Source organism: Weissella muntiaci, assembly GCF_008107635.1.
GTDB lineage: Bacteria > Bacillota > Bacilli > Lactobacillales > Lactobacillaceae > Weissella > Weissella muntiaci.
Genome location: NZ_SDGZ01000009.1, coordinates 46,495 through 58,950 on the forward strand (window position 1 = coordinate 46,495; position 12,456 = coordinate 58,950).

At 42.3% G+C, this 12,456-nt stretch carries 9 protein-coding genes; 8 read left to right on the forward strand and 1 reads right to left on the reverse strand.

Annotation, left to right across the window (positions count from 1 at the left end; all coding sequences use genetic code 11):
- Nucleotides 1–11: 11 nt before the first annotated feature.
- Entirely contained in the window at nucleotides 12–551 is a 540-nt protein-coding gene (locus ESZ50_RS02840) for a phosphoribosyltransferase (protein ID WP_148622093.1), read from the forward strand.
- A gap of 39 nt (nucleotides 552–590) precedes the next feature.
- On the opposite strand, the gene ESZ50_RS02845 is transcribed toward ESZ50_RS02840, so the two are convergent.
- On the reverse strand, nucleotides 591–1,382 hold the full coding sequence (locus ESZ50_RS02845; RefSeq protein ID WP_148622094.1) for a hypothetical protein: 792 nt from the start codon (nucleotides 1,380–1,382) through the stop codon (nucleotides 591–593).
- A 106-nt stretch (nucleotides 1,383–1,488) separates the two neighbouring features.
- Between ESZ50_RS02845 and ESZ50_RS02850 the strand changes: the two genes are divergently transcribed.
- The 7 genes from ESZ50_RS02850 (at nucleotide 1,489) to ESZ50_RS02880 (ending at nucleotide 12,042) form a co-directional block, all read left to right on the forward strand.
- The gene (locus tag ESZ50_RS02850) at nucleotides 1,489–1,914 is read left to right on the forward strand and encodes a GtrA family protein (RefSeq protein WP_148622095.1); all 426 of its coding nucleotides are present in this window, start codon (nucleotides 1,489–1,491) and stop codon (nucleotides 1,912–1,914) included.
- Entirely contained in the window at nucleotides 1,911–2,735 is an 825-nt protein-coding gene (locus tag ESZ50_RS02855) for a Cof-type HAD-IIB family hydrolase (RefSeq protein WP_148622096.1), read from the forward strand. The genes ESZ50_RS02850 and ESZ50_RS02855 overlap by 4 nt, the downstream gene beginning before the upstream one ends.
- Nucleotides 2,736–2,877: 142 nt before the next feature.
- On the forward strand, nucleotides 2,878–3,666 hold the full coding sequence (locus ESZ50_RS02860; RefSeq protein ID WP_148622097.1) for an undecaprenyl pyrophosphate synthase: 789 nt from the start codon (nucleotides 2,878–2,880) through the stop codon (nucleotides 3,664–3,666).
- A gap of 11 nt (nucleotides 3,667–3,677) precedes the next feature.
- Nucleotides 3,678–4,463: a phosphatidate cytidylyltransferase gene (locus ESZ50_RS02865; protein WP_148622098.1), complete on the forward strand. Its 786-nt coding sequence runs from the start codon at nucleotides 3,678–3,680 to the stop codon at nucleotides 4,461–4,463.
- 62 nt (nucleotides 4,464–4,525) lie between these two features.
- Complete coding sequence (gene rseP / locus ESZ50_RS02870) at nucleotides 4,526–5,788, forward strand: RIP metalloprotease RseP (RefSeq protein WP_148622099.1); 1,263 nt, start codon at nucleotides 4,526–4,528, stop codon at nucleotides 5,786–5,788.
- Nucleotides 5,789–5,853: 65 nt separating this feature from the next.
- Nucleotides 5,854–7,578 (forward strand): proline--tRNA ligase, encoded by a 1,725-nt coding sequence (locus ESZ50_RS02875; RefSeq protein WP_148622100.1) that lies wholly within the window; start codon nucleotides 5,854–5,856, stop codon nucleotides 7,576–7,578.
- A gap of 150 nt (nucleotides 7,579–7,728) precedes the next feature.
- Nucleotides 7,729–12,042 (forward strand): PolC-type DNA polymerase III, encoded by a 4,314-nt coding sequence (locus ESZ50_RS02880; protein WP_148622101.1) that lies wholly within the window; start codon nucleotides 7,729–7,731, stop codon nucleotides 12,040–12,042.
- Nucleotides 12,043–12,456 lie beyond the last annotated feature (414 nt).

Genomic DNA, 12,456 nt, shown 5'->3' on the forward strand with positions numbered 1-12,456 from the left:
GAGGTGAAACTATGGAAATGACCTTGGATCGGGTGGTTGTGACAGCTGAAGAAATTGATCGCATGGTTGAACGTGTCGCAACGGAATTACGGCAGACGTTAGCTGGAGTTGAGCGACCTTTATTTGTTGGTGTCATGGAAGGATCATACATCTGGATGGCGGATTTGTTACGGCGATTAGCCAGCGATTTTGACATTGAGTCTGACTACATTGATGTATCATCTTATGATGGTGAAAGTTCAACTGGTCAAGTCAAGATTGTGCAGGATCTACACACACAACTTGCGGGTCGGACGGTGGTGATTTTAGATGAGGTCATTGATACAGGTTTGACCTTGCAAAATCTAAAAGCTAATTTTCTAGAACGTGGTGCCGAGCAAGTCTACATCGCTGTGGCAACTGATAAACGAGTTACCATGACAGAGGCAGGGGTTGATCCGGATTTTGTTGGAATTCGAGTCCCTGATGAGTTTTTGGTGGGTTATGGGATGGATTATAATGAACATTATCGTAATTTACCAATGATCTCAGTATTAAAAATCACAGAATAAATAAAAGCCAAGGTAATGCTTACCTTGGCTTTTTTGAAATTATTTTTGTTGTAAGAAGATTAACATGACGGTAATCATTTGTAGAACAGCGTAAACTCCAAAACGATAGCGTCGTTTTAGATTTAGATTAATTAAGATCATCCAAGTAAAGATAATAATTAGGCTTGCCAAAATTGTCCAGATATTCCAAGGTAGTGATAGAACGTTCAACAAAAGCATGATCCCAAATACTAAAGCTGTCAGGCGCATCTCAGAACCCTGTGTAACAAAGAGGCTGCTCATGTAAAATAAATATGACAGCAGTAGGGGGAGCAGGCTGAGTAGAAACGGGATCGTTAGGTAGGTATTTTGCTGATAGAAGATGGTTACCGGAAAGGTAACTGTTGCCACTCCGGAAAACATAATTAAGCCGAGAATGTTTTGCAAATTCAGCCATTTTGATTGAATTAAGACTAACGCAATTGGGAGTAAGGCGACCAATAGAACTTGTTGACCAGACATCCGGCGATATAGGAAGTAAAGTGATAGAGCCGGAATCAATAAGATCAAATAGTTCTTCCAGTCGGTTAGTCCACGACGGAAGGTTGAAAAGATTACAACTGCACATACGACACTATAAAATAACAGGAGTGGATTTTCCTGCCACTGACCACCTTCGAGATTTTTAGAGTAAATCAAGGGGTAGATCCACCAGATCAAGAGCTGTGAAATGGTTGCTAATAATAATGATATGTATGGGAAGTTACGCCAAGTATTTTTAGTTGGTTTCCTTTTAATTGTGGGATTTGGTCCGCCATTTGTCTGTGGGGGAGCTTGATAATTGTGGTCCATTTAGAGTGCCTTTCTTTAAGCTGTCTATGATATTTTAACAAAGTTAGGCAGATTTGCCCCAAGATTGGTATAATACTTAATTGAATTATATAGAAAAGAGTTTGGCATGTACAAATTAAAAATGTTGATTGGTAAGTATCAAGAGCAACTGATGTATTTGATTTTTGGTGGCCTAACAACGGTCATCAATATCATCATTTATTGGGTTGTTAGTCGCTTGATGGGTGGAACCCCTCAAATTTCATATTGGGTTGCGTGGCTCCTTTCGGTTTTGTTTGCTTATTGGACTAATCGCATTTGGGTATTTACTTCAAAATCGACAGGCGCTGTCAAAATCATACGTGAGATTTTGCGTTTCTTTACGGCGCGGATCGTAACCGGAATTATTGGTGCGCTGATTTTGAGTTTTGGGGTACATGCTTTGCATCAAAATGACTTTATTTGGAACATTATTCAGAATATTTTTGTAATTATTAGTAATTATGTTCTGTCAAAATGGCTAGTTTTCCGTGGTTGGAAGGGGGAGCAATGACTTTAAAATTAATCGCAACTGATATGGATGGAACGTTGCTACGTGACGATCGGACTTATGATTATGATCGGATGCGTCGGCTGTTGGATGAAATGGATGCACGTGGAATTCTATTCGTTGCTGCATCGGGGAATCAATTGGGGCAATTGAAGAATTATTTTGCTGAGGTTGGTCCAGAAAGAATTAACTATGTTTCAGACAATGGAGCCTTAGTAACGTATCGTGGGGAGACTTTAGCAGAGGCAACCCTTTCAAGAACGCAACTGAGCCAGGTAATTACTTGGAATAATGCTAACTTTGCTAAGATGGAAAACTTGATTATCTTATCGGGTGATAAGGGGGCGTATGTTTCCAATAATGTTCCGGCCTCGATCATGGCTGAAACAGAGAAATATTACACGAATCTGATGCAGGTTGAGAAATTATTAGATGTTGATGATCAGATCTTCAAGCTATCTTTGGTCTGGCCACCAACAGTCTCGGTTTATGAGTCAGTTAAGTCCTTACGAACAGTCTTTGAAGGCGAATTACATGCGACTGGTTCGGGATTTGGTTCCGTTGACGTCTTAGCACATGGAGTTAACAAGCAGACTGGTCTGGTTGAATTAGGTAAGTCGCTGAATATTAGACCTGACGAGATGGTCGCCTTCGGTGATAATGCAAACGACCTTGAGATGTTGCGCTTTGTTAAATATCCTTTTGTGATGCCAAATGCAGAGGCGTTTATGCATGATCGAATTAAGCAAACGGCACTAAATAATAACAATGAAAATGGCGTTCTGGATACGATTGAGGCATTATTAGACGGTCGTTTACACTAAGCGAAAGCGGTGTTTAACGGTAACAAGTTAGAAATATAACTGCTATAATACTATTTAGTGGCAAAACATGTGATTTTGGTCATATGTTTTTTTGTTTTGTGAGATTAGAAAATATAAATGAGATGGAAGCGAGGAGTAATCCATGTTCTTTAAAAAGAAGCCGTTGACTCAGACTTCAACCAATCTAACTCTAGATCATGATCGGATCCCCAAGCACGTAGCGATTATCATGGACGGTAACGGCCGGTGGGCTAAGCAACAAGGGTTGCCACGCGTCGCCGGTCACCAGCGTGGGATGGAAGTAGTTAAAGATATTACAAAGGCTGCCAGTGACCTAGGGGTGCAAGCGCTGACCTTATATGCATTTTCAACTGAAAACTGGAAACGCCCGGCAAATGAAGTCGGCTTCCTAATGAAGTTACCTGGTCGCTTCTTCGATACCTTTGTGCCGGAGTTAAATGAAAATAATGTTAAAGTACAAGTGATGGGTTACATTGATCAGCTACCAGCGGATACACAGCGTGCTGTTAATGATGCGATTGCTCAAACAGCACAAAATACGGGAATGGTTCTGAATTTCGCGCTCAATTATGGTGGACGCGCTGAAATCATTACTGGGGTCCAGCAATTGGCTCAAAAGGTTGTGGCTGGTGAGCTAGAAGCAAGTGAAATTGATGAGACTCAAATTACAAACAGTTTGATGACTGCCCCTTTGGGGGAATTGGCAGATCCTGATTTATTGATTCGGACGAGTGGTGAGCAACGTTTATCAAACTTTATGCTTTGGCAACTTGCATATGCAGAGTTTGTGTTTATTGAGCAACATTGGCCAGCGGTGACGCCAGCGGTTTTTGAGCAAGCTTTGATTACTTATCAGATGCGTGATCGACGTTTTGGCGGGATTAAAGAAAATAATAGTGATGTAAAGTAGGTAGGGGTTTTATGAGACAACGAGTTATTACGGCGGTAATCGCCTTGGCTTTATTTATTCCAACGATTTTTTATGGTGGTTGGTTGTTGCAGGTGGTGATGTCGGTGCTTGCAGCAATTGCGGTTGGTGAAGTTGCGCAGATGCGCAGGATGTTGCTGGTTTCTTTTGGGGCAATTTTGGCGATGTTGGGGGCAATTTTTGCCACCCTGCCAAATAATTTTTTTGAAGGCCTGCCAACAATCTTACATCCGGCTGGACTATTATATATTTTCGTCTTGCTAATGTTATTCCACACAGTCTTAGCAAAGAACTCTTTTAGCTTTGAAGACGCAGGTGTGTTTACTTTGGCGATGCTGTATGTTGGCTTGGGCTTCCATTTCTTCATTGATGCACGAAATGCGGGATTAGACACATTATTCTACATGCTTTTGATTGTCTGGATTACTGATTCGGCCGCCTATATGGTTGGACGAAAATTTGGTAAGCACCCTTTGACTAAGATTTCACCTAAAAAAACTTGGGAAGGTTCAGTTGGGGGAACTTTGATTGCAACGGTAATCGTATCAATTTACACATTCTTCTTTCCGCAAACATATGGTTGGGCGACGATGTTGTTAATCACTTTGGTATTGTCAATCGCCGGTCAGTTTGGTGATTTGATTGAATCAGCATTAAAGCGTTTTTATAAGGTTAAGGATTCGGGGAATATTTTGCCAGGTCATGGTGGAATCTTGGATCGTTTTGATTCGATGTTAATTGTTTTGCCAATTATGTTTATTTTTGGCTTGCTAAAGTAAGGCAAACATAGGTTAGTCACGGTTGAAACCATGACTAGCTTTTTTGCGCAAAAGGAGCATTTATGACAGGAATAATTGCATTTCTGATTGTCTTTGGAATTTTAGTTGTCGTTCATGAATTTGGTCATTTCTGGATGGCAAAAAAGGCGGGTGTTCGGATCCGTGAATTTGCAATTGGTATGGGACCCAAGCTATTTCAAACCCGTAAAGGTGGTGTCACGTACACAATCAGAATTTTACCGGTAGGTGGCTATGTGCGTATGGCTGGTCGCGCTGAGATTGATGTAGATGAACTTCAACCAGGAATGGCAGTTAATCTACAGGTCGAAGATCAAGAAGTACTTCGAATTAATTTATCGGAGCGGACAGACTTACTGGCAAATCGAACTTTTATCGTTGATCAAGCTGATTTAGTTGATCAATTATTACTGCAGGGTTATTGGGAAGAAGACGATCAGACTTATATCACATTGGCAGTCAATCATGATGCGGTTAAGATCGAGCAGGATGGAACCGAAGTATTGATTGCGCCACGCGATACTCACTTTGAATCAGCAAAATTATGGCAACGTGCATTAATTAATTTCGCAGGGCCTTTAATGAACTTCATCTTGGCTGTTGTAGTTTTTCTTGGTTTGGCTTTTGCCATGCCGGGAGTTTCAACGACAACTGTTGGCACAGTTCAGCAGAATTCGCCGGCGGCCAAAAGTGGTTTGCAAGTCGGTGATAAGATTACGGCTATTAATGGGCAACACATCGCCTCGTGGAGTAAACTACAGGAAACCATTCAAAGCAAGCCCAATAAAAAGGTCACTTTGGAAGTTCAACGCAACCAAAAATTGGTTGATTTATCGGTGATGGTTAAAGCGGTCAAGCAGGATGGTCAAACATATGGTCAAGTTGGGATTGTGCCTAAACAGTCGACAGCCGTTGCAGATCGACTTAATTACGGAATTTCAACCACTGGTCGAGCATTTACCACAATTTGGTCAGCTTTACGAAACTTAGGTCAGGGTGGCTTTAGTTTGAATAAGCTTGGCGGACCAGTGTCGATATATAAGAACACAGCAACTGTCGCAACCTTCGGAATTTTATCAGTAATTTCTTTCATGGCATGGCTATCAGTTAATTTAGGCCTGATGAACTTGTTACCAATCCCAGGTCTGGATGGTGGAAAACTATTATTGAATTTGGTTGAGGCAATTATGCGCAAGCCAATTCCGGAGAAGGTCGAAACAACCGTGACAATTGTTGGGGCTGGATTCTTGGTGATCCTAATGCTGGCGGTGACTGGTAACGATATCTTTAGATATTTCATCCGTTAAGCACAAGCAATGTGGTAGTATTATAGTTAACGAAAAATTTTAACGAGAACAAATGAGGTTTAATCATGAAGCAGTCAAAGGTTTTTATCCCAACCTTACGTGAGACACCCGCAGATGCGGAAGTCATTTCCCATCAAATGATGTTGCGAGCTGGTTACATTCGCCAGGTTACAGCAGGTGTTTATGCGTACCTACCTTTAGCACAACGGGTCTTGAACAAGATTAGCAAGATCATCCGTGAAGAAATGGAGCGGATTGACGCCAGTGAAATGACCACGCCAATGCTTTTGCCAGCTGAATTGTGGCAAGAGTCAGGTCGTTATGAGTCTTATGGACCGGACTTGTTCAAGCTCCGAAACCGGCATGATCGGGATATGATCCTAGGACCAACACATGAAGAGACGATGACTGCATTAATTCGTGATGATATTAAGTCATATAAGCGTCTACCATTGACGGTATACCAAATCCAAACAAAGCTCCGCGATGAGCGTCGACCAAGGTTCGGTTTGTTACGTGGGCGTGAGTTTATTATGAAGGATGCTTATTCATTTTCTGTCGATCAGGCGGGCCTTGATGAGACTTATCGGAATATGGAAGCTGCTTATATTAATATTTTTGATCGCGTTGGTTTGAATTACCGTGTGATTGTTGGTGATGCAGGTGCCATGGGTGGTTCTGATTCAAAGGAATTCTCAGCTCCGGCCGAAGCGGGTGAAGATATTATTGCGTATTCTGACGAGTCTGAATATGCGGCTAATCTTGAGATGGCTCGCGACCTATATACAGCTAATAAGTCACACGCGCCACTAGCCGATTTGGAAAAGATTGCGACTCCTGAGGTAAAAACGATTGATGAATTAGCTGCGTATATTGAAACGACAGCCGATAATTTGGTTAAGACCATTTTGATGATCGCAGATGAGCAACCAATCATGTTGCTGATTCGTGGTGATTATGAAGTTAATGAAGTTAAGGTGCAAAATCTTTTGCAAGCTGATGAGCTTCGAATGGCAACCGATGAAGAAGTTCTCGATATTTTGGGAGCGCCGTTTGGTTCACTTGGACCAACGGGCGTCGGCGAAGAAGTTAAGATCATTGCTGATGAATGGGTAACCGATATGGTTAACATTACGGTTGGTGCTAATGAAGCTGGCTTCCACTTTCTAAATGCCAATGTTGAACGTGATTTCAGAATTGACGAAGTTGCAGATATTCGCACGGCACGTGAAGGTGACTTGGCAATCGATGGTAAGGGGCACTTGCAATTTACCAAGGGTATTGAAATTGGTCATATCTTCAAGTTAGGAACACGCTACTCTAAGACGATGGGTGCCCAAGTTTTGGATGATAATGGGCGTCAAGCCGACATTATCATGGGTTCTTACGGAATTGGTGTGTCACGATTGCTTTCAGCTATTGCAGAACAAACCGCTGATGAACAAGGTTTGGCATGGCCCACTGCAGTAGCGCCTTGGGATGTTCATTTGGTACCAATGAAGTATAAAGACGAAGTGCAAGGTGCTTTGGCTGATCAATTGAATGATCAACTAACTGCTGCCGGTTTCGAAGTTTTGCTTGATGATCGTAATGAACGACCAGGGGTCAAATTTGCGGATGCTGATTTGATTGGTTTGCCAGTTCGAGTAACGATTGGTAAAAAAGCTGGTGAAGGAATTGTGGAAGTTAAGACGCGTAAGGCAGAAGAGGCAATTGAAGTTCGTGCAGATGAACTAGCAAACGTCCTAGAAATTCTACTACACAGTCAAACCACGCCTAATGAAGCATAATTGAAATTGAAGCGACTAAGTTCGATAGAACTGCCGGTTGCTTCTTTTTTTATGAATCTTGATAAAGTTGAGATTTATTAAGCACTTTACCCACGCAATGATTTTATCGGTATAATAAAAACAGATATTAAGTGACAGAAGGAGGGCGTGATGGCTATTACAGCGCAAGAACAATTTAAAGTTCTATTGCAGCAAATTGGGGCTGAGCAAGTACCAGCCTCACTGCAAGACGCAGCGATTACTAAGTTAACCGTCCATGAAGATACAAAAACTTGGCAATTTCATTTTGCTATGCCGGAATTACCACCAGTAAACGAATTAGCGGCGTTAGTCCAGGGGATGCGGACGACTTTTGCCGAGATCGCCCAAATTGACTATACGTTAACGCTGTCCCAGACGCCAAATCTGGCAATGGCTCAAGCGTATTGGCCTTGGGTGATGCAGCAACATCAGCAAGAACCAGGTGCTTTTAGGAATGCTTTCAACAATGTTTTGCCAGCGATTGAAGATGACCAACTTGTTCTATCATTTACTTCAGATGCTTGGCGGAATTTTGCCGAAAAGACGGGTCTGGCAATCATTAGGGATACTTATACCAAACTCGGATTTACAGCGACACAATTGTTTACGACGCGGGTTGATGATCAATTGGCGGCTGAGTCAATGGCTCAAATTCAAGAGATGCGGGCACAACAGGATCGCGATCTAGCACAACAAGCAGCTAGTCAAATTGAGCAAAGCCAAAAACGACGTGCGGAGACAACTGATGTGGGCAATGGCCTTGATCGTTTAGGACGCAAGATTGCGGACAATGTTGAGATCACTAAGATGATCGATATTGAAAGTGAAGAGCGTTCAGTGATTGTAGAAGGCTTTGTGTTTGCTGTTGATATCAGGACGTTAAAGTCTGAGCGTAAATTGATGACGATGAAGGTGACCGATTACACGTCATCATTTATTTTGAAGAAGTTTTCGCGAGATGAAGAAGATGAGGCTTTCTTTGCAAATATGAAGGCTGGCATGTGGATTCGGGCTCGTGGAGCAGTGCAAGAGGATACCTTTGTACGTGACTTGACGATGAATGTTTATGACATGATGGTAGTTAAGCACGCACCACGTATGGAGCTCTACGAAGGACCTGAACAACGAGTTGAACTGCACACGCACACGATTATGTCGACGATGGATGCAACTAATTCAATTGGGGACTATGTTGCAACGGCGAAGCGTTGGGGGATGGATGCAATCGCCGTAACCGATACTGCTGGAGCGCAAGGTTTCCCTGAAGCAGCGTCGTCAGCTAAGAAAAATGATTTAAAGATGATTTATGGGATCGAGGTAAATCTGGTTGAAGATGGTGAGCCAATTGCTTTTAACCCCACGCATACAAAATTAAGTGATGCTGAGTATGTGATTTTCGATTTGGAAACAACTGGACTATCGGCGGCTTATGATCGGATTATTGAGTTATCAGCGGTTAAGATGGTTAAAGGAAATGTGATTGAAGAGTTTTCTGAATTCATTGACCCAGGTTTCCCACTTAGCCAAACAATTATTAATCTAACTTCAATTACGGATGATATGTTGAAGGGATCAAAGCCCGAATTGCAAGTTTTGAAAGAATTCCGCGAATTTTACGGCGACGCAATCTTGGTTGGTCACAATGTGACCTTTGATATGGGATTCATGCGGGAGGCGTATTTGCGTTATGACTTGCCCAATATTAGTAACTCGGTAATTGATACATTGACATTGGCGCGTTTCTTACACCCAAATCAACGGTCATATCGATTGAATACGTTAGCGAAGCAGTTTGGGATTGTCCTAGAACAACATCACCGAGCGATTTTTGACTCGGAGACCACAGGGCATTTGAATAATGTGCTGTTGCAAGATGCGGCTGAACGATATGAGATTGCGTACCATGATCAGCTGAATGCCCACATGACTGAGAATAATGCATGGAAACATGCACGGCCAAATAAGGCAGTTCTGTTGGTTCAGTCGCAAGTGGGTGTTAAGAATCTCTACAAATTGATTTCAGCTTCTAACACAGAGTATTTGTACCGTGTACCGCGTGTACCACGGTCGCTTTTGAACAAGTATCGGGAAGGCCTTTTGGTTGGAACGGGTGATAGTTCAGGTGAATTCTGGGAAGCCTTGATGCAAAAAGGGGTTGCTTTAGCGACTGAAAAAGCCCGCTATTACGATTTCATCGAAATTCAGCCGACTGCCAATTATGCACCGTTACTAGAGGGTGAGTTAATAAAAAATGAAGCTCGCCTAAGAGAGTTGTTGCAACAGGCAACTGAGATTGGTGCAAAATTAGAAAAGCCAGTTGTTGTGACAGGCGACGTGCATTACTTAAATCCTGAAGATTACATTTATCGTAAGATTTTGGTGTCCTCTCAAGGTGGAGCGAATCCGTTGAATCGTTATGAATTACCAGAGTTACATTTCAGGACGACTCAGGAATTGTTGGATGACTATCAGTTCATGGGACCGGAATTGGCGCACCAATTGGTAATTAGCAATACTCGTTTAGTTGCTGATATGATCGACGATGATATCGTGGCGATCAAGGGCGGAAATTATCCGCCTAATATGCCAACCGCCAATGATGAAATTCGGGATAAAACCTACGCAACTGCGTATCAAATGTACGGGAAGCCCCTACCAATGATTATTGAAGCGCGAATTGAGCGCGAATTAAAGTCGATTATTGATAATGGTTTCGCGGTTATTTATTTGGTGGCACAAAGATTAGTTTCTAAATCAAATAAGGACGGTTACTTGGTTGGTTCGCGTGGTTCAGTTGGATCCTCGCTAGTGGCAATGCTAGCAGGGATTACGGAAGTTAATGCTTTACCACCACATTATCGCTCTGAAAAGGGTGACTATGTTGAGTTTGCGGATCCACGCGAATTCGAATCCGGCTATGATTTGCCAGAGAAATTTAGCCCAATTGACGGGACAAAATTAATTGGTGATGGACATAATATTCCCTTTGAAACCTTTTTGGGCTTCTTAGGAAACAAGGTTCCTGATATTGATTTGAATTTCTCAGGTGATTACCAACCGTTTGCACATAATTACATGAAATCACTGTTTGGTGAGAATAATGTCTTTAGAGCGGGAACAATTGCGACGGTTGCTGATAAAACCGCCTTTGGTTATGTTAAGGCGTATGAACGTGATAACGAATTAAGCCTCCGAGGTGCCGAGATCGAGCGCTTGGCGCTAGGGTCAACGGGAGTTAAGCGGACGACTGGGCAACATCCAGCCGGAATCTTGATTGTGCCCGATGACATGGAGATTTATGACTTCACGCCAATTCAATTCCCAGCTGATGATGTTAATGCAACTTGGCGGACGACCCACTTTGATTTCCATTCTATTCATGACAACATTTTGAAAATGGATATCCTGGGTCATGATGATCCGACAATGATTCGTACGCTGCAAGATCTTTCAGGGATTGATCCAAAAACGATTCCGATGAATGATCCGGGTGTTATGAGTTTGTTCTCTGGTACGGATGCTCTCGGTGTCGAACCAGATCAAATCTATTCAAAGACTGGGACTTTGGGTGTGCCAGAGTTCGGAACTGGTTTCGTACGAGGGATGTTGGAGAAAACTAATCCGAAGACTTATACCGACTTGCTACAAATCTCTGGTCTATCTCACGGAACTGATGTTTGGTTAGGAAATGCCGAGAAGTTAATTGAGACTGGGCAAGCGACAATTTCGACAGTGATTGGAACGCGTGACAAGATCATGACCGATTTGATTAATTGGGGAGTTAACCCCGAGTCATCGTTCCAAATTATGGAAAAGGTTCGTAAGGGTAAAGGAATCTCGGATGAACATCAAGCTGAAATGCGAGCAGCAGGCGTGCCGGAATGGTATATCGAATCTAGTTTGACGATTAAATATATGTTCCCACGAGCGCACGCGGCGGCGTATGTGCTGATGGCGCTTCGAATTGCTTATTTCAAAGTTCATTTCCCTTTGTTCTATTACAAAGCATTCTTCTCAGTTCGGGCCTCAAATTTTGATATTGTGGCAATGTCGCGTGGGCTTAATGCATTGAAGGCCCGCATTGAAGAGATTAAACATCAAGGTAATGATGCCAGTGCTAAGGACAAAGATCTGCTGACTGTGCTTGAACTGGCGAATGAGGCGATGGAGCGTGGCATTAATTTTTCAATGGTTGATCTATACAAGTCGGACTCCGAGGAATGGCTAATTGATGGTGATACATTGATTGCGCCATTTAATGCGGTACCCGGTCTAGGTGATAACGTTGCCAAGCGGATCATTGCCGCCCGTGGTGAAGGTGAGTTCTTGTCTAAAGAAGATCTCGCTCAGCGTGGCGGTGTGTCGCAGACATTGATGACTTACTTAGATGAGAATGGCGTTTTGACAGGAATGCCTGATGAGAATCAATTGGCACTATTTTAATTGAACTAGTTAGTATGAGCTGAAATATTTTCAGCTCTTTTTTTTGTGGCGAATGTTCGGAGATAAATGATAAAAGTGGGCTATTGACGAACGATGTCATAAAATGCTATACTAGATTACATCGCAAGAGGATATTTGATACTTACGAAAACAATTACTTCAAACTTAAATGCAAGAAGTCGTTGACAGTATGAATTAATTCATGTAGTATATATCAAGTCGTCAAACGACGTAGATCATTGAAAACTGAATAACGTTTCGATGTAACAAATGTGTAGGGTCATCAAGTTTACTTGATGCAAAAACATTTGCGAAGTCAATTCGCTAATAAATTCGTTTAACATTGGTTAAACGCAACAAAAAAAGATTGAGTTATTCAATCTCTCGAAACAAAGCAATTTGTTTCTCAAAATG